This is a genomic window from Agromyces sp. NPDC055520 (genome assembly GCF_053619715.1).
Map to the genome: position 1 here is coordinate 1 of NZ_JBSHJY010000057.1, position 18,359 is coordinate 18,359.

The following is an 18,359-nucleotide window of genomic DNA, read 5'->3' on the forward strand; positions in this document are numbered from 1 at the left end:
GAAGACTCTCACGACCCACCGACATCGCACATATGTTCGACGTTGATTCCCAGTGGCCCTTCGACAAGCTCAGGGTCCGAACAAGCTCGGGACCGACACGCTCGAGAGCGGACGAGTTCAGGCTGCGAGTGCCTGGGAGATGCGCACGGTGTTGCCCGACGGGTCGCGGAACGCGCAGTCGCGGGGTCCCCACGCCTGGTCGATCGGCTCCTGCAGCACCTCGGCGCCCGAGGCGCGCACGGTCTCGAACAGGGCGTCGACGTCGTCGGTGCTGAAGACGAGCATCGGCAACACGCCCTTCGCGAGGAGTTCTTGCATGGCGTCACCGTCGGCCGGCGACCGGCCGGCATGCGGCTCGGAGATCACGATACCGAGGCCCGGCTGCACGGGGCTGCCGAGCGTGACCCAGCGATACCGGCCGGATGCCACGTCGTTCTGCACCTCGAGGCCGAGCACGTCGCGATAGAAGCCGAGCGCTTCGTCGACGTCGCTGACGGTGACATTCGTGTACTGGAGTGCGATGTTCATGGCAGCGACGCTACGCCGCCGCGTCACCGTCGGCTTCTTCGATTCTGCTCGATGCCGGCTTGCCCGATACGGACGTGTTCGATGCGGGCGTGCCCGACGCACTCGCCTTCGACGCGTTGCGCACCGGCCGCGTGTAGGTCTTCGCGACGCACGGCGGCATGGCATTGACCGCAGCGTGCTCGCGGCTGCGGTACGACGTGGGCGTCTCGCCGACGACCTCGGTGAACCGCGAGCTGAACGAGCCGAGCGACGTACAGCCCACGGCCATGCACGCGTCGGTGACGCTGGCACCCGCGCGCAGCAGCGCCATCGCACGCTCGATGCGACGCGTCATCAGGTAGCTGTAGGGCGTCTCGCCGTACGCGGCTCGGAACCTGCGCGAGAAGTGCGCCGGCGACATGAACGCACGATCGGCCATGGTGGGCACATCGAGCGGCTTGGCGTACTCGCGATCGATCAGGTCGCGGGCCCGACGCAGATGAACGAAGTTCTCGAGCTCCTGCGGAGTCATGTCTCCACGCTAGCACCGGCGCATCCGCCGCTCGATTTCGCGCCGCGCGCATGCTGGCTTAGTCTCGGGGCATGAGCACCGAAGTCGTTGCCGATGTCGTCGTTCGCCCCATCAGGGACTCCGACGTGGAAGCCCTGGGCCGCGTTCACGCGACGTGCTGGCACGAGACCTACGACCACCTGATCTCGAAGGCCGCCCTCGAGAACCTCTCGCCCCGGCGCATGGCCGATCTCTGGACCCACATGGCGGCACGCGGCGACGAGTACCGCCAGTTCGCGGCCCTCGTCGACGGCGAGATCGTCGGGTTCGTCGGTTCGGGCCCCGCCCGCGACGACGACGCCCCGCGCGACCGCGAGCTGTTCTTCATCTACGTGCTCGAGGAGTTCCACGGCACCGGCATCGGCAAGAAGCTGTTCGACGCGGCGGTCGGCGATGACGCGGTCTACCTCTGGGTGGCCGCCGACAACCCGCGCGCCCACCGCTTCTACGAGCGCAACGGCTTCGCCCTCGACGGGGCGACGCAGCGCCAGCCCTTCCTCGGCGAAGAGATCGACGAAGTGCGCTTCGTGCGCTGAGCGCGCTGCGCAGCGCCCGTCAGCTCAGCGCCCGTCCGCGCAGCGCACGTCTGCGCAGCGCCCGTCAGCGCAGCGCCCCCACCGAGGCGAGCGCCTGCTTGACGAGCGTGCCCCGACCGCCCTCCATCTCGGCGGCGACACTCTGGCTGACGGCCTCGGCCGGCGTCATCCACGTCACCTCGAGCGCGTCCTGGCGCGGCTCGCAGGTGCCGGTGACCGGCACCACGAATGCGAGCGACACGGCGTGCTGGCGCTCGTCGGTGTACGGCGTGATGCCGGGCAGCGGAAAGTACTCGGCGACGCTGAACGGCACCGAACTCGCCGGCAGCAGCGGGAACGCCATCGGCCCGAGGTCCTTCTCGAGATGGCGGAACAGCGCGTCGCGGATCGTCTCGCCGTACATGACGCGGCCCGACACGAGCGTGCGGGTCATCTCACCCACGGCGTTCGCGCGCAGCAGCACGCCGACCTCGGTCACCTGCCCGAGCCCGTCGACGCGCACCGGCACGGCCTCGACGTAGAGCAGCGGCAGTCGGCCGCGCACCTCGGCGAGCTCGAGGTCGCTCAGCCACCCGGGATTGGCCGGCGGCCTGACGACGGGTTCGTCGTCGGGGTTCCAGTCCGGGTCGGGGGTGCGCACGCTCATGCCTTGATTCTGCCCCACACCGATAGCGTTTACCCATGACGAGCGTGCAGATCGATGACGAAGCGGTGTTGTGGTCGGCCTCCGCGGCCGACCGGAAGGGCCGCCCGCTGCTGTTGCTGCTGCACGGCTACAACTCGAACGAGGGCGACCTGTTCGGCCTCGCGCCCTACCTTCCGCTCGCGCCGGCGGTCGCGTCGCTGCGCGCCCCGACGTTCACGGGGTACGGTCACGCCTGGTTCCCGCTCATGAACGAGGGGGTCGAGTTCTCGATCGAGGGGGCGGATGCCGCGGTCACCGCGATCATCGAATGGCTCGACCGCGTCGCTCCCGAGGCCGAGGCCGTGGGCCTGCTCGGCTTCTCGCAGGGCGGCGCGATGGCGCTCGAACTGCTGCGGCGGGCGCCCGAGCGCTTCGCGTTCGCGGTCAGCCTCGCGGGCTTCGCTCTGCCGGGCACCCGCGGCGGCGATGAGCGGATGTCGCAGCTCTCGCCACCCGTGTTCTGGGGGCGCGGCACCGTCGATGAGGTGATCCCCGCGGCATCCGTCGCCCGAACGCAAGCTTGGCTGCCCGCGCACTCGGCGCTCGACGAGCGCATCTACGAGGGCCTCGGGCACTCGGTGTCGGAGCTCGAACTCGCCGATGCCGCGGCGTTCCTCGCCGAGCGCTACGCCGCCCCGGTGGTCGAGGAGGGCTAGACGCCCGAACCGCCGTTGCGGCGGGCGGCTCGCTCCTTGTCGCGCTCGGCGACCCTGATCTTCTCGGCGCGCACAGCGGCCTGCGTCGCGCGCTCGGTGACGAGCCAGGCGGGCGGGGCCTCGAGCAGCGCCTTGATCTCGGCCGTCGTGAGCGGGTCGGTCACGCCGCCACGGGCGAGACCGGAGTTCGAGATGCCGAGCTTCGCGGCGACGACGGTGCGCGGGTGCGGGCCCTCGCGGCGAAGCACCTCGAGCCACTCGGGCGGCTCGGCCATGAGCCCCGCGAGCTCGTCGCGCGTGACGAGCCCCTCGCGGAACTCCTCGGGCGCGGCCTCGAGGAGGATGCCGAGCTTCTTGGCTGCGGTCTCCGCCTTCATGGTCTGGGAGTTCTTCGACTGGCTCACTCCCTCACCGTATCCTCTCTCGGCCGATCCGCCCACCGGGGCCGGGCCCCGGCATCGTCTACGCTGGGAACAGGCTGCACACGGCCTGCAGGGAACGGGGGCCGGGGTGACACTGCGACTCCGCTACGTCGCCGGGGTGAGCCCGTCGAAGTGGCTCAAGGTGTGGAACGAACTGCGCCCCGACCTGCCCATCGAGGCGATCGTCGTCGACGAGCCCGCCCAGCTCGAGGCGCTCGCGTCCGGCGAGGCCGACATCGCCTTCGTGCGCCTGCCCGTCGACACCGAGGGCCTGCACTCGGTTGCGCTCTGGGAGGAGCTCACGGTCGTCGTGCTGCCGAAGGAGCACCCGCTCGCCGAGGCCGAGTCACTCGAGCTCGCCGACCTCGAGGGCGAACCGCTCGCCCCCGTGCAGCGCGATGCCGCGATGACGATCGAGCTCGTCGCGGCCGGCACCGGCCACGCCATCGTTCCGCAATCGGTCGCGCGGCTGTATCGCCGCAAAGACGTCGTCGCGATTCCGGTGACGGATGCCGCGGCATCCCGGATCTCGCTCGTCTGGCGTCGTGATCGCGACGACGCCGACATCCAGCAGTTCGTGGCCGTCGTGCGCGGCCGCGGCGCCAAGAGTTCGCGCGGCTCGGCCGACGACCCGCCGCCCATGAAGCCCGCGAAGGCGGCGAAGCTCGCCGCCGCCGAACGCCGGGCCGCAGCCGCGAAGTCGGGCGGCGGCACGGGCAAGGGCCAGAAGGGCGCGACGGCGCAGAAGGGCGGTGCGAAGGGCGGCCGACCGACCCCCCGCCCCGGCTCCGGCGCCACGCAGCGCAGCCGTCGGAGAGGTCGATGAGCGAACGCCCCTTCCTCTTCCTCTCCGCACGCCCCGAGGTCGAGGCCGTCGGCCCCGAATACGAGTCGGTGCGCCGCGCCATGGGCGTCGACGCCGATCGACTCGAGCACGTGCGGCTCGACGTCGACCCGCTCGGCGAGGTCTCACTCGCCGACTACGCGGGCATCGTCGTCGGCGGCAGCCCGTTCAACGTGACGACGCCCGAGACGGGAAAGCACGAGGTGCAGCGCCGGGTCGAGGCCGACCTCGCGCGCCTCGCCGAGTATGCGCTCGCCGCCGACTCGTCTCTGCTGTTCACGTGCTACGGCATCGGCGTGCTCACCCGGCTGCTCGGCGGAGAGGTCGGCACGGATCACGGCGAAGACGCCCAGGCGGTCGAGATCACGCTCACGGCCGAGGGCATGACCGACCCGCTCGTCGGGGCGCTGCCCGAGCGGTTCGACGCGCTCGTCGGCCACAAGGAGGCCACCGAGCGGCTGCCCGACGGCGCGGTGCTGCTCGCCTCGTCGGCGGCGTGTCCCGTGCAGATCTACCGGGTCGGCACGAACGTCTACGCGACGCAGTTCCACCCCGAGGTGTCCACGACCGACTTCATCGCCCGCGCGCAGGTCTATCGCCACCACGGCTACTTTCCGGCGAGCGAACTGCGCGCGGTCGGCGAGCGGTTGGCCGCGGCATCCGTCACCGAACCGCAACGGATGCTGCGGCGCTTCGCCGAACTCGCGAACGCGCGCTGACGCTAGGCGGCCGTGCTCTTGCTGCGCCCGCGCGTGATGAGGCCCCAGACCAGCAGCACGATGATCGACCCGGCGATGGCGAGGAGCCAGGTGCCGAGATCCCAGAACCTGTCCATCGGGATGTTGAAGAGGGCACTGCCGATCCAGCCGCCGAGCAGGGCTCCGACGACGCCGAGCAGCAGGGTCATGAACCAGCCGCCCGCCTGCTTGCCGGGCAGGATCAGCTTGGCGATCGCTCCGGCGATGAGGCCGAGGATCAGAAACGCGAGGAAACTCATGGCGTGCTCCTTCGTTCGATACCCCAACGAAACCACTGCGGATGGGTCACCGCAAGCCCCGCGCCCCGCGTGGCGTCGATGCGATCGAGGGCCGGCGCAGCGCCGATCACGCGGTGCGCGCCCCCGCGAGCGGGAAACGGCGGCGCAGCAGCACCCGTTGCCCGAGCGTCCACGCGACCGTGACGAGCAGGTAGAGCGCCGCGGCGAGCGGCACGAACACCGCGATCACGGCGGTGACGAACTGCAGCGCACCGAGCGCCCGGGCCATGCCCGGCCCTGCGAGCGGGTTCGGGGCTGCGGCATCGGTTGCCAGGGCAGGCGCGGCGGGCGCCGCGGCCGACGGCCGGAACGCACGACGGGTGAGCTCGCCGACCACGGCGATGCCCACGATCACGACGCCGAACACGGCGAGCGCTCCGGGTGTCAGCGTGCCCGTCGCGATCTGGCCCGCGAGACTCGAACCGAGCGGCACGCCGAAGAAGGTCTGCTCGAGCAGCGCGTTCGGGTGCCCGGCGATCGTGGGCAGGATGAAGAGCGCGTAGATCACGCCGACGATCGGCGCCTGCACGAGCATCGGCAGGCAGCCGGCGAAGGGCGTCGTGCCCTCGTCGCCGTAGAGCTTCATCGTCTCGCGCTGCAGTCGCTCGGGGTTCTGCTTGTGCTGCTTCTGCAGCGCCGCGAGTTTCGGCGCGAGACGTGAGCGGGTCTGCTCCGCCTTCGCCTGCGAGACGCCGACGGGAATGAGTGCGGCGCGCACGAGCAGCGTGACGAGCACGACGGCCGCCGCGGCGCTCGCGACACCGATGACGGGTTGGAGCAGGGCGGCGAGGGTGATGAGCGCGGTGTGCGCGCCGTCGAGGAGGCCCGCGATGGGCGGGAAGGCGTAGAGGTCCATGGAGTGTTCCTTGCGGTCGAGGGATGGCTGGATCCGTCTGGCCGCGAGGCACGCCGAGCGTTCGCCGACGCTGCGCGTGCGTTACGCGGCCGCGACGGCGCCGCCCGGCGCCCTGGGCCGCGCGCGCCCCGGTGCATCGGGGTCGCTCTGTGCGAGGAGTCGCCACGGGTCGGCCGTCTGCCGGAACCGGGTGGCCGCGCCGCTCGCGTCGGCCGCGACGAGCGCGGGCAGCGACTCGCAGGCGACGACGACCACGGCGACCGCTGCAGCGCCGACGACGCCGAGCAGCACGATCGAGACCTGCGCGTTCGACGCGAGCGCGACCTCGAGAGAGGCCTGCGCGATGCGGAACAGCGCGATGAGGAGTTCGATCATGTCTGCTCCACGCTAACACCGTGGCGGCCGCGGCCGCTCACTCGTCGAGCAGTCGTTCGAACATCACGTGGTCCTGCCACTCGCCCGCGATGCACAGGTAGCGGCGGGCGAGGCCGAACCGCTCGAAGCCGTTGCGGACGAGCACGGCCTGCGACGCGGCGTTGTGCACGAGCGTGCCGGCCTGCACCCGGTGCAGGCCGATGCCGCGCGCCGCGTGCACGGCGAGTCCGACCGCCATCGTCGCGATGCCGCGACCTGTGTAGCGCGCATCGACCCAATACCCGAGGTGGGCGTTCTGGAACACCCCGCGCACGATGTCCGAGAGGTTCACCCGGCCGACGATCTCGTCGCCGTCAGTGATCACGAACGGCACCACGAGGCCCGCCTCGAATCGGGTGATCGCCGCCTCGACGTCGCGGCGATGCGTCTCGACCTCGAAGAACCCCTCGCTGCGGGCCGGCTCCCACGGAGCCAGATGCTCGCGATTGCGGGAGTAGGCGGCGGCGAGCGCCGGGCCGTCGCCGGGCCGCAGTTCGCGGAAGACGATGCCGTCGCCGAGATCGACCGGTTGCTGCACGAACCGCCAGCTTTCGTTCAGGGCCGGGCGATGGATGCCGCGTGGCCGGGGCATCCACGCTAACACCGCGCCGATCAGTGCAGACGGGATGCCGGCCGGTGCAGACTGGTGGGATGAGCCGCACAGCCTGGGTGCTGCACGTCGACCTCGACCAGTTCGTCGCGGCCGTCGAGGTGCTGCGGCGGCCCGAGCTCGCGGGCAAGCCCGTCATCGTCGGGGGCCGCGGCGACCCGACCGAGCGCGCGGTGGTCTCGACCGCGTCGTACGAGGCGCGCGAGTTCGGAGTGGGCTCGGGCATGCCGCTGCGCATCGCCGCGCGAAAGGCGCCTGATGCGGTGATCCTGCCGGTCGACGCGGAGGCGTATGCCGAGGCATCCGCTCGGGTGATGGCGACCCTGCGCCTGCAGCCGGCCGCGATCGTGCAGGTGCTCGGCTGGGACGAGGCGTTCGTCGGCGTCGAGACCGACGACCCCGAGGCGTACGCCGCGCGGATCCAGCGGTCGGTGCTCGACCGCACGCGACTGCACTGCAGTGTCGGCATCGGCGACACGCTCGTGCGCGCCAAGGTCGCGACGGGGTTCGGCAAGCCGCGCGGGGTGTTCCGGCTCACGGCCGAGAACTGGCTCGAGGTGATCGGCGACCGGCCGACGATCGAGCTGTGGGGTGTCGGCTCGAAGATCTCGCGTCGACTCGCCGGGCTCGGCATCACGACGGTCGCAGAGCTCGCGGCGACGGCTCCCGACGACCTGGTGGCCGAGTTCGGCCCGCGCATGGGGCCGTGGTACGCCGAACTCGGCCGCGGTGACGGCTCCGACGTCGTCGACGACACGCCCTGGGTCGCGCGCGGCCACAGCCGGGAGACGACCTACCAGCACGACCTCACCGAGCCCGCGCAGATCGAGAGCGCCGTGCGAGAGCTCGCGGGGCACGTGCTCGACGACGTCGCCGCCGAGGGCCGGCCGGTGATCGGGCTCACGCTCAAGGTGCGCTATGCGCCGTTCATCACCAAGACCTTCCAGCGCAGGATCGCCGAGACGTTCGACCGCGCCATCGTCGTGGAGCGGACACTGGAGCTCCTGCACGACCGGCTCGAACCCGGGCGGCCCATCCGCCTGCTCGGGCTACGGGCCGAGATGACGATGCCCGATGACGCCCGCGACGGGCACACCCCCACACGCAGTGGATGGTGAGCCCGTCGACGTCGAATCCGTTCGTCGACTCAGTTGTAGAGCATGCCGCCATCGACGAGCAGCACCTGGCCGGTGACGTAGTCGGAGTCGGGGCCGGCGAAGAAGGACACGACCTTCGCGACATCCTCAGGCGTCTCGATGCGGCCGAGCGCGATGCCCTCGACGGCCTCCTTGAGATTCTGGCCGATCGGCTTGCCGTTGATCTTGCTGAGCTCGGCGTCGATGAGCTCCCACATGCCGGTGCCGACGATGCCGGGCCCGTATGCGTTCACGGTGATGCCCTTCGGCGCGAGCTCCTGCGCGGCCGCCTGCGTGAATCCACGGACGGCGAACTTCGAGGCCGAGTACGCACTCAGGATCGGATAGCCCTGAATGGCCGCGATGGATGCCGCGGAGATGATCTTGCCTCCGTGGCCGAGCTCTTCGAACTTGGCGGCGGCTGCCTGGATGCCCCAGACCACGCTGTTGGTGTTGATCCTCCAGACCTGATCGAGCTCTTCCTCGGTGATGCCGAGGATGGGCTTGATCTGCGCGATGCCGGCGTTGTTCACGATCACGTCGAAACCGCCGAGCTGTTCGGCGGCGGCATCGACTGCGGCGACGACCTGTTCCCTCTTCGAGACGTCGGCCGCGACGAAGATCGCCTTGCGACCGAGTTGCTCGATCTCGGCGACGACGGCCTCACCCTTCTCGCGCTGGGGTTCGATGTCGGCGATCGCCACGTCGAAGCCGTCGGCGGCGAGGCGAAGCGCGATGCCGCGTCCGATCCCCTGCCCGGCTCCGGTGACCAGTGCGACCTTGTCTTGAACAGTCATGTCGTCTTGAACAGTCATGTCTCTCTCCGTCTCATCGCAATTCTCGAGCGACGCCGGCCGCGGCGATGTCACGCGAGCTGGTGCTTCGATGCCTGCTGGCCTGTAGTCCAGCCCTCTCTCATGTCAACGCGAACCCAGGGTTTATATTCCTTTGCATATAAATCACACGCCGATCGGATGAACCGGCGGATGGCTGCGTCTTGCTGCAACACTCCGCGCAAGCGAGACTGGCGACATGGATCACGCGGAGGAAGCACGTGCCGTCGGCGAGGTGATCGACCGGCTCGTCGGCCGGTTCCCCGATCTGCCCCGAGACCGCATCGCCGCCGTCGTCGAGGCGGCGCATGTCGAGCTCGAGGGCAATCCCATACGCGACTTCGTGCCCGTGCTCGTCGAGCGCACCGCGAAGCAGCGCCTGAAGCAGGAGGCGATGGCGGCGCCGGTACTCGCCGATGCGGCGCTGGGCGACGCGATCCTCGCCGACATCGTGCCGGGCGACGCGGCCGACGACGCCGTCGAACTCGACCCCATGGAGATCGAGCGCCTCGCGCGCGAGCGCCGATCGGGGTTCCTCTTCGGCGACCTCGGGGGCGGGCCGAGCTGAGTCACCACCACCCGGGTACGAGGCGCTTCGCCCGTCGCGGGCTCAATACCCCGCGGGCGCAGAGGGTTCGACGCACACGGTCTTGACCTTGTCGACCGCCTCCTGGATCGCGGCCTGCTGCTCGGCGAGCGCGTCGGCGTCAAGTGCGGACGTCTTGGTTCCTCGCATGATGGATCCTCGATCATGCGTGAATAGTGAGGTTCATTCACGCATGAGCATGCCCTGAGCCTCGCGCTCGAGGTCGATGAAGGGCTCGCCGCTGACATCGACTCGCACCCGGCGGATGACTCCGCCGGTGAACGCCCACGGGGCGGTGCCCGGATAGTCGTCGGTGACGGGGGCACCGCTGTCGCGTCCCACCGCGAGCCCTTCGCCGGCGAGCGAGAACTTGCCCGGCTGGGTGCGAATGGGCCCGTCGCCCACCGCTCGCTCCCCGTAGAAGAGTGTGAGCGTGCCCGTCGCCACGTGACCCTCTTCGCCCTCCTTCTCGAAGGACGCGGCGAGGATCAGGTTCTGCCCGGTCGGAAGATCCTCGGTCGCGTCGACTCTCTGCTCGAGCGCTCCGACGAAGTTGTTGACGTAGTGGAGTCGCCCGTCCTTCACGTACAGCGCATGCCCGCCGAACCGGGAGCCCTGTGCGAAGAGCACCCCCTCCGCGCCAGGCGCCGGGAGATCGACGAGTGCGCCGATCACGAAGGAGCGATTGCGGATGTTCACGGACTGCGACTCGGGCACGTCGGCGGTATCGGGGAAGTACACGTACCGTTCGCGCGGCGGCGAGAGCACCGGGCGGGGCGTCAGGATGATCTCGAGCGCCGAGCGGTCGTCGAGTGGGAACGCCTGGTTCCGGCCGGCTTCGGCGAACCAGAGGTTCACGAGCTCCCGCACCTTCTCGGGGTGCTCGGCGGCGAGGTCGTGCAACTCCGCCCGGTCGACCTCGGTGTGGTAGAGCTCCCACTCGTCGTCGTTGAAGTGGCTCCACCCGCTGAGCGTCGGGTGGGTCGTGATGGCCTTCCAGCCGTCGTGCCAGATCGCGCGTGAGCCGAGCATCGAGTAGAACTGCGTCCGACGCGTCGTCGGCGCGGCCGCGTCGTCGAGCGAGTAGCGCATGCTCACGCCGTCGAACGTGCTCTGCTCGTGGCCCTTGATGCGCTCGGGCGGCTCGACGCCGAGCACGTCGAGAATCGTCGGCACGATGTCGACGGCATGGTGGTACTGGTCGCGGATCTCACCGCGGGCGGTCGACCCGGCCGGCCAGGAGATGATGCACGGATCGCACGTGCCGCCGTTGAACTCGTACCGCTTCCACATCTTGAACGGGGTGTTGAAGGCCATCGCCCACCCGTTCGGGTAGTGGTTGTACGTGTCGACGCCGCCGAGCTCGTCGAGCATCGACAGGTTCTGCGCCATGTCGTCGGGCATTCCGTTCACGAACTTCATCTCGTTGACCGAGCCGTTCGGACCGCCCTCGCCACTCGCGCCGTTGTCGGAGACGACCACGACGATCGTGTTCTCCCGCTCCCCGATGTCGTCGAGGTAGTCGAGGAGACGCCCGATCTGGTGGTCGGCGTGCGAGAGGAATCCCGCGTACACCTCGGCCATCCGCCCGAAGAGCCGCTTCTCCTCGTCGGCGAGCGAGTCCCATGGTCTGGTCTCGTCCATGGCGGGGAACGGGATGCCGTCGGGTCCCGTTCTCGTCTCGGGGGTGCCGATGGGGTTCAGCGGCGGGATCTCGGTGTCCTGCGGAACGACGCCGAGCTGCTTCTGCCGGGCGAGGGTCTGCTCGCGCATGGCCTCGTAGCCCATGTCGAACTTCCCCGCGTACCGGTCGGCCCATTCCTTCGGAGCATGGTGCGGGGCGTGCGCGGCCCCGGGCGCGTAGTAGAGGAAGAACGGCTTCTCGGGCGCGATGGCCTTCGCATCGCGGATGAACTCGATGGCCTTGTCGGTGATGTCCACCGAGAAGTGGTAGCCCTCCTCGGGCGACTTCGGCTGGTCGACGGGATGGTTGTCGTAGACGATCTCGGGATACCACTGGTTCGTCTCCGCTCCGAGGAATCCGTAGAAGCGCTCGAAGCCCCGCCCGCTCGGCCAGTTGCGCCGGGTCGATGCGACGTTCATCTCGTCGTCGGGGCAGAGATGCCACTTGCCGACGGCGTAGGTGTTCCAGCCGCGCTCGCCGAGGATCTCCGAGAGCATCCCGTTCGCGGCGGGGATCGTGCCGCTCGCGTTCGGGAAGCCGATCGCCGCCTCGGTGATGCAGGCCATGCTGTTCCTGGTGTGGTTGCGCCCCGTCAGCAGGCACGACCGGGTCGGCGAACAGAGCGCCGTCGTGTGCCACTGCGTGTACCGCACACCGTCGGCGGCGACGCGTTCGATGTTCGGGGTCTCGATCGGCCCGCCGTAGGCGGACATCGCCGAGAATCCGACGTCGTCGAGCACGATGTACACGACGTTCGGCGAGCCGTCGGGCGCCTTCGCCGGCTCGAACGGCGCCCAGTCGGGTTGCGAATCGCGGATGTCGACGTTGACGATTCCACTGAACTGCTCGGCCATGACTTCCCCCAGCCCGTGGCGCCCACCGAACAGCGGTTCGGCGAGTCATCCCGAGGCTACGCGCGTCGCCTTCCGGCGCACAAGACATGTGCGTACACCCTCGCCGGAAATGCGGAAAGCCCCTGACGAATCAGGGGCTTTCTCATGGCGGTACCGGTGGGATTTGAACCCACGGTGGGCTTTCACCCACACAACTTTTCGAGAGTTGCACCTTCGGCCGCTCGGACACGGTACCGAGAGCAATGGTAGACGACGAGGCCGCCAGCACCAAAACGAGTGGATGCCTCAGCTCACGCTCAGCCGACATGCAGCTCACGCGAAGCACGCGAGAATACGTTCTGCTCGTGACCGTCTCTCCCATCACCAGCTTCGCCCGTGCCGAGGCTCGGCGCCCGCGCGTCTCCGCCGGTGCCCGGCTCGCCGCGGCGACGGTGCTCGGCAACGTCGGCGTGCGCCCGTTCCGCGAGCGGATGCTCGCCAATCGGTCGACCCTGAACGACACCCTGCCCGTGCACTCGAAGTGGTGGCGCGAGCACGCGAAGGCCGACGGCGAGCTGCTCTACGTCGCGATCGGCGACAGCGCCGCGCAGGGCATCGGCGCCTCCCGACCCGACCGCAGCTACGTCGGGCGGATCGCCGATGAACTGCGCGAGTCGACCGGGCAGAGCGTGCGCGTCGTGAACCTCAGCGTCTCGGGCGCGACGACCGCACTCGCGGTGCGCGACCAGTTGCCGAAGCTCCGCGAGCTGCGGAGCCGCGGCGACCGGCCGGACGTCGTCACGGTCTCGATCGGCGCCAACGACATCGCCGAGTGGAACCCCGAGCGGTTCGCCCGAGACATCCGCTCGATCTTCGCGGAACTGCCGCTGCACGCCGTCGTGGCCGACCTGCCGTGCTTCCATCTGCCGCATCACGAGCGCAAGGTCGCCGAGGCGAACCGGATGCTGCGCGCCGCCGCCCGCGAGTACGGACTCGTCGTGGCGCCGCTGCACGAGCTCACCCGGCGCCAGGGCCTGCGCGGCATCCTGACGCAGTTCGCGCGCGACATGTTCCACCCGAACGATCACGGCTACGCGGTCTGGGCCGAGGCGTTCCGGCCGGCCGTCGCGGCGGTGCTGCGGTCGCGTCGCCGCGAATCGATGAGCTCGTTCGAGCGCATCACCGAGCGACGAGCCGCCTGACGACGAGGTCGGCGTCCTCGCCGACTCCGAGCAGCAGCGGCGACTTGCGCGTCCGCATCCAGGGCACGCCGACGAAGAACAACCCCGGCTCGCGGGTGCTCACGCCGTCCTCCTGCAGCGGGAAGCCCATGTCGTCGACGATCCCCGTCATCGCGATCCAGCCGTAGTCGGGGCGGAACCCCACCGCGTTGACCACCACTCCGAGATCGCCGAGGAGCGGCGGGGAGGCGGCGACGAGTTCGGTGCCGGGCGGCTCGGGCAGCTCGGGCACCGGGAGGCCTCGCGACGCGCACAGGCGCCCGATCCCCGCGCAGACCGCGCGGAACACGTCATCGCCGAAGTCGACCGAATCGGAGAGGTCGTCGGCGGCCTCCACCCGTGCGCCGGCGACGCCGGTGATATGGCCGATCAGCTCGACCCCGGCAGCGGCGAGCGAGTGGAGGTCGACCTCGTGCCCGCCGTTCGCACCGGAGATGAGCGGGTTCGAGGCATTCCGCACCGCGGGCGACGGCATGTCGGCGAGAGTCTCCTCGAAGAAGCCGAGGTCGCTCAGCCAGTCGATCATGTCGCGCCCGTCGACGCGACGCGGCATCGCGGGCGCCCGGCTCGCGGCGAGCACGACCTCACGACCCGCGTGCACGAGCTCGTGGGCGATCTGGCAGCCCGACTGGCCGCCCCCGATGACGAGCACCGCGCCACCGGGCAGTGCGTCGGGCGAACGGTACGCCGTCGCCGCGACGACGGGCACCGCCTGCTCGATCTCGCCGACGAACGCGGGTCGATGCTCGCGCTGGTAGGCGCCGGTGCACACCACGACGCGACGGGCCCGGATGCCGCCCGCCGACGTCTCGGCGACGAAGCCGCCGCCTTCGCCTCGAAGCAGCCGGACGTCGGTTCCCTCCTCGACGGGCGCGGCGAACGAGTTCGCATAGTCGCGCAGGTGCGCTCCGATCTCGTCGCGATCGAGGTAGCCCCCGGGGTCGTCCCCCCGGTACTCGCCGCCCGGCAGTCGGATGGTGTGATTCGGGGTGACGAGACGGAAGCCGTCCCAGCGCGCCGCCCAGGCAGCGCCCGGGCGATCCCGCTCGAGCACGACGTGATCGACGCCGGATGCTGCGAGCCCGTGACTGACCGCGAGCCCGGCCTGCCCGGCTCCGATGACGAGCACGTCGACATCTGCCCGCATGCCGCTCACGTTACGCTCGTGTCGGCGGCCGCGGCTAGTCTCGGGGCATGGCCCGCTCCTCCTCCACGTTCCGTTGCTCCGAGTGCGGCTGGAGCACCCTCAAGTGGGCCGGCCGATGCGGTGAGTGCCAGCAGTGGGGCACCGTCGTCGACGTGGCCGAAGCCACCGGCATCGTGCGCGCGGTACAGGCCGTGCAACTCGGCGAAGCGCGCACGGCGCGATCGATCCTCGACGTGCAGACCGAAGACGCGGCGCACCGACCGAGCGGCATCGGCGAGTTCGACCGCGTGCTCGGCGGCGGCATCGTCGCCGGGGCGGCGATCCTGCTGTCGGGCGAGCCGGGCGTGGGCAAGTCGACGCTGCTGCTCGAGGTGGCGGCACGCGTCGCCGCGGGCGGCCGGCGGGTGCTCTACGTCACAGCCGAAGAATCGGTCGCCCAGGTGCGCCTTCGCGCGGGGCGCACCGGCGCGCTGCAGAGCGAGCTCTTCCTGGCCGCCGAGACCGACCTCGCGACGATCCTCGGCCAGGTCGACGCCATCCGCCCGGCGCTGCTCATCATCGACTCCGTGCAGACGGTCTCCTCGTCGCTCTCCGACGGCCTGCCCGGGCAGCCGAGCCAGGTGCGCGAGGTCGCCTCGACACTCATCCGCGTCGCGAAAGAGCGACAGCTGCCGGTGCTGCTCGTCGGCCACGTCACGAAAGACGGCTCGATCGCCGGCCCCCGCCTGCTCGAGCACCTCGTCGACGTCGTCTGCCAGTTCGAGGGCGACCGGCAGACCGCGCTGCGCTTCGTGCGCGCGCTCAAGAACCGTTTCGGCCCGACCGACGAGGTCGGCTGCTTCGAGATGACCGGCGAGGGCATCGCCGAGGTGCCCGACCCCTCGGGCCTCTTCCTCTCGAGCGGCCGCAGCGCCGTGAGCGGCACGTGCGTGACCGTCGCCCTCGAGGGCCGGCGGGCGCTGCCGGTCGAGGTGCAGGCGCTCGTCGTGTCCACGAAGGCCCCGCAACCGCGCCGGGTCGTCAACGGCGTCGACCCCTCGCGCGTCGCCATGATCATCGCGGTGCTCGAACGCCGGGCCGCGCTGAAGGGCCTCGGCGAACACGACGTCTACGTCTCCACGGTCGGCGGCGTACGCCTCGCCGAACCCGGCGCCGACCTCGCGATCGCCGTCGCCATCGCCTCGGCCATGCGCGACCGAGCGGTGCCGCACGAACTCGCGGCGTTCGGCGAGATCAGCCTCGCCGGCGAGGTGCGCCCCGTCTCCGCGGCCAAGCAACGCGGTGCCGAGGCACGGCGGCTCGGCTACACGACGATCCTCGACGTCGAAGCCGGCAGCGTCGCCGCGGCCGTGCAGCAGGCCATGATGGCGTCGACCGGCCCGCGCGAGCCCGAGCTCGACGCCGCGTTCTGATCGGCGACGTCTGGTCTGCGCCGGCTGATCTGCGCCGTCTGATCTGCGCCGGGCGCTACGCCTCGAGTGCCTTCAGCAGCTCGCTCGGCGGCGCCTGCATCGGATGCGGCCCCGCGATGTCGAGGAAGACGGTCGTGATCGTCGACTCGTAGCGCTTCAAGAAGGTGCGCAACCACGCCGGGCTCTGCAGCCCCACCGCGGGTGGCAGGTTCTCGGGCTTGTTCGCCGCATCGCTGAAGAGCAGCAGGGCGACCTCGCCGGTCTTCGCGTCACGGTAGGTCCACACCTCGCCGCCGTCGAGCGGCTTGTCGCGCGGGCCGGGCGCGATGAGCGGCACCACGGTATTGCCGTGGCGAAGCGCCAACGCAACTGCCGCGACATCCTGCCGCTCGAGGGCTTCTGCGAGCGCCTGCGAGCGGAACTCGACCGGCGCGGCCGCCTGCTTCCGTCGTGCCTTTCCTGCCATTTCACAAGGGTACCGAGCGGATGTGGACTTCTGCGCAAAGCCACCTAAGCTGTCTGTGCCGGACCGTGAGGGTCCGAGGTGTCGACGAAGACGACGGCGTTCTCGTTGACCCCACGGCGCCGGCGCATACAGTGGAACAGTACGATCGCGCGGGCCGGCGCGCTCCTCCCGAAGGAGCCAGATGGCCAGCACCCTCCCGAAGCCGATCCGGTTCGACGGCGACACCTGGTTGTGCATGCGCAACGACCCGGCCGTGCCGAAGGCGATCATCCGCCGCTACCGCGACATCAAGCGCGGTGACGTGTACCTCGTCGTCAAATGGGCGCTCGACCCGGCCGATCAACAGCTCATGTCGTCGGCGACGTCGCTCGAGGCGGCCAACGAGTTCGTGCGCTTCGACCCGCCCGCATCGTCTGCCCCGGCGTTCGCCGGCTACCCGCACCGCCAAGGCGGCGGGCCCGGCTCGGCGGAGCAACGTCGGTAGAGCAGGCTCAGTAGAGCAGGAACTGGCGTTGCTCGGCGGATTCGAAGCCGTCGACCGTCACCGCGAGGTGGTACGAGGCGCCGCCGGCGGGCACGGTCTCACGGGCGCCATTGCACGTCTCGGGGGTCGAACGCGTGCGATCCCAGATGATGGGCACACTCGAGCTCACCGGCGTGCCGGGCGTCAGCGAGACCTCGGCGTCGATGGCGTCGACTTGGCAGTCGGTCGAGATCCAGTACTGCTCGGAGCCGCTCGTGATGGTGAAGACCTGTGCCGCCGTGCCGGCGTTCAGCACGCAGACGTTCTTGCCGACGTTCGTGATCGTGACCGCGAGCTGCGGCTGCTCGCCCGCCTCGTACGACGACTTGTCGGTGACGGCCTCGACCGTGACGTTCTCGGGCGCGCACGGGTCGCCGTCGGCCGCGGTCGGCTCGGTCGGGATCGAGGTGGTCTCGGGGGCCGACGGCGGCGAGCTCGACGTTGCACCCGCGCTCTTCTCGTCGCCCTCGCTCGACCCCGGGCGCACGATGATCAGCACGATCGCGATGATCACCGCGAGCAGCCCGATCAGCACGACGATCCGCCGACGACGGTACACCTGCGGCGACTGCCGCCCGGTCGGTGTGTTCGTCGACATGCACACAGGGTACGACCGGGCGGCCTCAGCCCGCGGCATCCGCTCGGCGTGCCGGAACCGGGTTCAGCGAACCTTCAGCCTCGCGTCGCCGTCGCCGTCGCCGTCGCCGTCGGGGTCGGGGTCGGGGTCGGGGCAGGGTCAGAGCAGCTTCAGCATGCGCGTGTTGCCGAGCGTGTTCTGCTTCACGCGTGCGAGGTCGAGGAACTCGGCGACGCCCTCGTCGTGCGAGCGCACGAGCTCGGCGTAGACGGCCGGGTCGACGGTCTCGTCGCCCATGTCGACGAACCCGTGCCGGCCGAAGAAATCGGTCTCGAAGGTCAGGCAGAAGAGCCGGTCGAGGCCGAGCTCCCTTGCCTCGTGCTCGAGGGTCGTGAGCAGCGCGTGGCCGACGCCGTGGCCGAGCCAGGCGTCGTCGACGGCGAGGGTGCGCACCTCGCCGAGGTCCTCCCACATGACGTGCAGCGCCCCCGCGCCGACGAGGCGGTGGTCGTCGTCGGTCTCGGCGACCCGGAACTCCTGCACGGCGCCGTAGAGGTCGACGCGCTCCTTGCCGAGCAGGATGCGTCGCTGCACGAGTGGCTCCACCAACTCGATGATCTTCGGCACATCGCTCGTGCGCGCCCGGCGCACGTGGAACTCGCTCATCCTGCCATCGTATTGCCGCGCTCGGGCGTTGCCCGTTCAGGGGATTCTGACGACGCGCCGCCGACGGCATGCGCACCAGCGGCGTGTCGCCAGAATCCCCTGATCCGGCAACCAGGAG

Annotated in this window: 24 protein-coding genes and 1 tRNA gene; 9 read left to right on the forward strand and 16 right to left on the reverse strand. The window is 70.2% G+C overall.

What is annotated here, in order from left to right; translation table 11 throughout:
* Nucleotides 1-117: 117 nt before the first annotated feature.
* Together ACWGST_RS15575 and ACWGST_RS15580 are read right to left on the reverse strand one after the other, a co-directional pair.
* Nucleotides 118-528: a VOC family protein gene (locus ACWGST_RS15575; RefSeq protein WP_452047578.1), complete on the reverse strand. Its 411-nt coding sequence runs from the start codon at nucleotides 526-528 to the stop codon at nucleotides 118-120.
* Between the two features lie 10 nt (nucleotides 529-538).
* Nucleotides 539-1,039 (reverse strand): helix-turn-helix transcriptional regulator, encoded by a 501-nt coding sequence (locus ACWGST_RS15580; protein ID WP_452047579.1) that lies wholly within the window; start codon nucleotides 1,037-1,039, stop codon nucleotides 539-541.
* Between the two features lie 71 nt (nucleotides 1,040-1,110).
* On the opposite strand from ACWGST_RS15580, the gene ACWGST_RS15585 reads away from it, so the two are divergent.
* Nucleotides 1,111-1,614 carry an N-acetyltransferase family protein gene (locus ACWGST_RS15585; protein WP_452047580.1) on the forward strand — a complete coding sequence of 168 codons (504 nt, stop codon included), beginning with the start codon at nucleotides 1,111-1,113 and terminating at the stop codon, nucleotides 1,612-1,614.
* A gap of 64 nt (nucleotides 1,615-1,678) precedes the next feature.
* Here the strand turns inward: ACWGST_RS15585 and ACWGST_RS15590 are convergent, their stop codons facing one another.
* Nucleotides 1,679-2,260 (reverse strand): NUDIX hydrolase family protein, encoded by a 582-nt coding sequence (locus ACWGST_RS15590; RefSeq protein ID WP_452047581.1) that lies wholly within the window; start codon nucleotides 2,258-2,260, stop codon nucleotides 1,679-1,681.
* 35 nt (nucleotides 2,261-2,295) lie between these two features.
* Here ACWGST_RS15590 and ACWGST_RS15595 point away from each other — a divergent pair, with 35 nt between their 5' ends.
* Entirely contained in the window at nucleotides 2,296-2,955 is a 660-nt protein-coding gene (locus ACWGST_RS15595) for an alpha/beta hydrolase (RefSeq protein ID WP_452047582.1), read from the forward strand.
* On the opposite strand, the gene ACWGST_RS15600 is transcribed toward ACWGST_RS15595, so the two are convergent.
* Nucleotides 2,952-3,332 (reverse strand): DUF5997 family protein, encoded by a 381-nt coding sequence (locus tag ACWGST_RS15600; RefSeq protein WP_452047600.1) that lies wholly within the window; start codon nucleotides 3,330-3,332, stop codon nucleotides 2,952-2,954. The genes ACWGST_RS15595 and ACWGST_RS15600 overlap by 4 nt on opposite strands.
* Before the next feature lie 133 nt (nucleotides 3,333-3,465).
* On the opposite strand from ACWGST_RS15600, the gene ACWGST_RS15605 reads away from it, so the two are divergent.
* Together ACWGST_RS15605 and ACWGST_RS15610 are read left to right on the forward strand one after the other, a co-directional pair.
* Nucleotides 3,466-4,203, forward strand: coding sequence for a LysR family substrate-binding domain-containing protein (locus ACWGST_RS15605; protein WP_452047583.1), 738 nt, complete (start codon nucleotides 3,466-3,468; stop codon nucleotides 4,201-4,203).
* Nucleotides 4,200-4,940 carry a glutamine amidotransferase gene (locus tag ACWGST_RS15610; RefSeq protein ID WP_452047584.1) on the forward strand — a complete coding sequence of 247 codons (741 nt, stop codon included), beginning with the start codon at nucleotides 4,200-4,202 and terminating at the stop codon, nucleotides 4,938-4,940. The genes ACWGST_RS15605 and ACWGST_RS15610 overlap by 4 nt, the downstream gene beginning before the upstream one ends.
* A 2-nt stretch (nucleotides 4,941-4,942) precedes the next feature.
* Here the strand turns inward: ACWGST_RS15610 and ACWGST_RS15615 are convergent, their stop codons facing one another.
* From ACWGST_RS15615 to ACWGST_RS15630, 4 genes are all read right to left on the reverse strand, one after another.
* Nucleotides 4,943-5,218, reverse strand: a complete 276-nt coding sequence (locus ACWGST_RS15615) for a GlsB/YeaQ/YmgE family stress response membrane protein (RefSeq protein WP_452047585.1) — start codon at nucleotides 5,216-5,218, stop codon at nucleotides 4,943-4,945.
* A gap of 106 nt (nucleotides 5,219-5,324) precedes the next feature.
* On the reverse strand, nucleotides 5,325-6,113 hold the full coding sequence (locus ACWGST_RS15620) for a YidC/Oxa1 family membrane protein insertase (protein WP_452047586.1): 789 nt from the start codon (nucleotides 6,111-6,113) through the stop codon (nucleotides 5,325-5,327).
* A gap of 81 nt (nucleotides 6,114-6,194) precedes the next feature.
* Entirely contained in the window at nucleotides 6,195-6,488 is a 294-nt protein-coding gene (locus ACWGST_RS15625; RefSeq protein ID WP_452047587.1) for a DUF6412 domain-containing protein, read from the reverse strand.
* A 37-nt stretch (nucleotides 6,489-6,525) separates the two neighbouring features.
* On the reverse strand, nucleotides 6,526-7,065 hold the full coding sequence (locus ACWGST_RS15630) for a GNAT family N-acetyltransferase (protein WP_452047588.1): 540 nt from the start codon (nucleotides 7,063-7,065) through the stop codon (nucleotides 6,526-6,528).
* Nucleotides 7,066-7,178: 113 nt separating this feature from the next.
* Here ACWGST_RS15630 and ACWGST_RS15635 point away from each other — a divergent pair, with 113 nt between their 5' ends.
* A complete protein-coding gene (locus tag ACWGST_RS15635; protein ID WP_452047589.1) occupies nucleotides 7,179-8,255 on the forward strand; it encodes a DNA polymerase IV in 1,077 nt (358 codons plus the stop codon).
* 29 nt (nucleotides 8,256-8,284) lie between these two features.
* Here ACWGST_RS15635 and ACWGST_RS15640 read toward each other — a convergent pair whose 3' ends face one another.
* Complete coding sequence (locus ACWGST_RS15640; RefSeq protein ID WP_452047590.1) at nucleotides 8,285-9,088, reverse strand: acetoin reductase; 804 nt, start codon at nucleotides 9,086-9,088, stop codon at nucleotides 8,285-8,287.
* A 217-nt stretch (nucleotides 9,089-9,305) separates the two neighbouring features.
* Here ACWGST_RS15640 and ACWGST_RS15645 point away from each other — a divergent pair, with 217 nt between their 5' ends.
* Nucleotides 9,306-9,674 carry a three-helix bundle dimerization domain-containing protein gene (locus ACWGST_RS15645; RefSeq protein WP_452047591.1) on the forward strand — a complete coding sequence of 123 codons (369 nt, stop codon included), beginning with the start codon at nucleotides 9,306-9,308 and terminating at the stop codon, nucleotides 9,672-9,674.
* A 42-nt stretch (nucleotides 9,675-9,716) separates the two neighbouring features.
* Here the strand turns inward: ACWGST_RS15645 and ACWGST_RS15650 are convergent, their stop codons facing one another.
* The 3 genes from ACWGST_RS15650 to ACWGST_RS15660 all read right to left on the reverse strand — a co-directional run bounded on the left by ACWGST_RS15650 (nucleotide 9,717) and on the right by ACWGST_RS15660 (nucleotide 12,465).
* On the reverse strand, nucleotides 9,717-9,842 hold the full coding sequence (locus tag ACWGST_RS15650; RefSeq protein ID WP_452047592.1) for a hypothetical protein: 126 nt from the start codon (nucleotides 9,840-9,842) through the stop codon (nucleotides 9,717-9,719).
* A gap of 33 nt (nucleotides 9,843-9,875) precedes the next feature.
* Nucleotides 9,876-12,230, reverse strand: coding sequence for an arylsulfatase (locus tag ACWGST_RS15655; protein ID WP_452047593.1), 2,355 nt, complete (start codon nucleotides 12,228-12,230; stop codon nucleotides 9,876-9,878).
* Between the two features lie 145 nt (nucleotides 12,231-12,375).
* Nucleotides 12,376-12,465, reverse strand: a tRNA-Ser gene (locus ACWGST_RS15660).
* Between the two features lie 109 nt (nucleotides 12,466-12,574).
* Here ACWGST_RS15660 and ACWGST_RS15665 point away from each other — a divergent pair.
* Entirely contained in the window at nucleotides 12,575-13,411 is an 837-nt protein-coding gene (locus tag ACWGST_RS15665; RefSeq protein ID WP_452047594.1) for an SGNH/GDSL hydrolase family protein, read from the forward strand.
* Here ACWGST_RS15665 and ACWGST_RS15670 read toward each other — a convergent pair.
* Nucleotides 13,389-14,597, reverse strand: a complete 1,209-nt coding sequence (locus ACWGST_RS15670) for a flavin-containing monooxygenase (RefSeq protein ID WP_452047601.1) — start codon at nucleotides 14,595-14,597, stop codon at nucleotides 13,389-13,391. The genes ACWGST_RS15665 and ACWGST_RS15670 overlap by 23 nt on opposite strands.
* Before the next feature lie 47 nt (nucleotides 14,598-14,644).
* Here ACWGST_RS15670 and radA point away from each other — a divergent pair, with 47 nt between their 5' ends.
* Entirely contained in the window at nucleotides 14,645-16,009 is a 1,365-nt protein-coding gene (gene radA, locus ACWGST_RS15675; protein WP_452047595.1) for a DNA repair protein RadA, read from the forward strand.
* Nucleotides 16,010-16,064: 55 nt separating this feature from the next.
* Here the strand turns inward: radA and ACWGST_RS15680 are convergent, their stop codons facing one another.
* Nucleotides 16,065-16,475, reverse strand: coding sequence for a dehydrogenase (locus tag ACWGST_RS15680; protein ID WP_452047596.1), 411 nt, complete (start codon nucleotides 16,473-16,475; stop codon nucleotides 16,065-16,067).
* A 181-nt stretch (nucleotides 16,476-16,656) separates the two neighbouring features.
* Between ACWGST_RS15680 and ACWGST_RS15685 the strand changes: the two genes are divergently transcribed.
* A complete protein-coding gene (locus tag ACWGST_RS15685; protein WP_452047597.1) occupies nucleotides 16,657-16,959 on the forward strand; it encodes a hypothetical protein in 303 nt (100 codons plus the stop codon).
* A gap of 7 nt (nucleotides 16,960-16,966) precedes the next feature.
* Here the strand turns inward: ACWGST_RS15685 and ACWGST_RS15690 are convergent, their stop codons facing one another.
* Together ACWGST_RS15690 and ACWGST_RS15695 are read right to left on the reverse strand one after the other, a co-directional pair.
* Complete coding sequence (locus ACWGST_RS15690) at nucleotides 16,967-17,596, reverse strand: hypothetical protein (RefSeq protein ID WP_452047598.1); 630 nt, start codon at nucleotides 17,594-17,596, stop codon at nucleotides 16,967-16,969.
* A gap of 138 nt (nucleotides 17,597-17,734) precedes the next feature.
* Nucleotides 17,735-18,241, reverse strand: a complete 507-nt coding sequence (locus tag ACWGST_RS15695) for an amino-acid N-acetyltransferase (protein ID WP_452047599.1) — start codon at nucleotides 18,239-18,241, stop codon at nucleotides 17,735-17,737.
* Nucleotides 18,242-18,359 lie beyond the last annotated feature (118 nt).

Excerpts from the sequence above, each read along its gene's own strand:
- ACWGST_RS15590 (WP_452047581.1), bottom strand. The coding sequence starts at position 2,260 with ATGAGCGTGCGCACCCCCGACCCGGACTGGAACCCCGACGACGAACCC.
- ACWGST_RS15680 (WP_452047596.1), bottom strand. The coding sequence starts at position 16,475 with ATGGCAGGAAAGGCACGACGGAAGCAGGCGGCCGCGCCGGTCGAGTTC.
- ACWGST_RS15685 (WP_452047597.1), top strand. The coding sequence starts at position 16,657 with ATGGCCAGCACCCTCCCGAAGCCGATCCGGTTCGACGGCGACACCTGG.
- ACWGST_RS15610 (WP_452047584.1), top strand. The coding sequence starts at position 4,200 with ATGAGCGAACGCCCCTTCCTCTTCCTCTCCGCACGCCCCGAGGTCGAG.
- ACWGST_RS15695 (WP_452047599.1), bottom strand. The coding sequence starts at position 18,241 with ATGAGCGAGTTCCACGTGCGCCGGGCGCGCACGAGCGATGTGCCGAAG.
- ACWGST_RS15580 (WP_452047579.1), bottom strand. The coding sequence starts at position 1,039 with ATGACTCCGCAGGAGCTCGAGAACTTCGTTCATCTGCGTCGGGCCCGC.
- radA (WP_452047595.1), top strand. The coding sequence starts at position 14,645 with ATGGCCCGCTCCTCCTCCACGTTCCGTTGCTCCGAGTGCGGCTGGAGC.
- ACWGST_RS15625 (WP_452047587.1), bottom strand. The coding sequence starts at position 6,488 with ATGATCGAACTCCTCATCGCGCTGTTCCGCATCGCGCAGGCCTCTCTC.
- ACWGST_RS15600 (WP_452047600.1), bottom strand. The coding sequence starts at position 3,332 with ATGAAGGCGGAGACCGCAGCCAAGAAGCTCGGCATCCTCCTCGAGGCC.
- ACWGST_RS15650 (WP_452047592.1), bottom strand. The coding sequence starts at position 9,842 with ATGCGAGGAACCAAGACGTCCGCACTTGACGCCGACGCGCTCGCCGAG.
- ACWGST_RS15615 (WP_452047585.1), bottom strand. The coding sequence starts at position 5,218 with ATGAGTTTCCTCGCGTTTCTGATCCTCGGCCTCATCGCCGGAGCGATC.
- ACWGST_RS15620 (WP_452047586.1), bottom strand. The coding sequence starts at position 6,113 with ATGGACCTCTACGCCTTCCCGCCCATCGCGGGCCTCCTCGACGGCGCG.
- ACWGST_RS15595 (WP_452047582.1), top strand. The coding sequence starts at position 2,296 with ATGACGAGCGTGCAGATCGATGACGAAGCGGTGTTGTGGTCGGCCTCC.
- ACWGST_RS15690 (WP_452047598.1), bottom strand. The coding sequence starts at position 17,596 with ATGTCGACGAACACACCGACCGGGCGGCAGTCGCCGCAGGTGTACCGT.
- ACWGST_RS15635 (WP_452047589.1), top strand. The coding sequence starts at position 7,179 with ATGAGCCGCACAGCCTGGGTGCTGCACGTCGACCTCGACCAGTTCGTC.
- ACWGST_RS15670 (WP_452047601.1), bottom strand. The coding sequence starts at position 14,597 with ATGCGGGCAGATGTCGACGTGCTCGTCATCGGAGCCGGGCAGGCCGGG.
- ACWGST_RS15640 (WP_452047590.1), bottom strand. The coding sequence starts at position 9,088 with ATGACTGTTCAAGACGACATGACTGTTCAAGACAAGGTCGCACTGGTC.
- ACWGST_RS15585 (WP_452047580.1), top strand. The coding sequence starts at position 1,111 with ATGAGCACCGAAGTCGTTGCCGATGTCGTCGTTCGCCCCATCAGGGAC.
- ACWGST_RS15645 (WP_452047591.1), top strand. The coding sequence starts at position 9,306 with ATGGATCACGCGGAGGAAGCACGTGCCGTCGGCGAGGTGATCGACCGG.
- ACWGST_RS15575 (WP_452047578.1), bottom strand. The coding sequence starts at position 528 with ATGAACATCGCACTCCAGTACACGAATGTCACCGTCAGCGACGTCGAC.
- ACWGST_RS15655 (WP_452047593.1), bottom strand. The coding sequence starts at position 12,230 with ATGGCCGAGCAGTTCAGTGGAATCGTCAACGTCGACATCCGCGATTCG.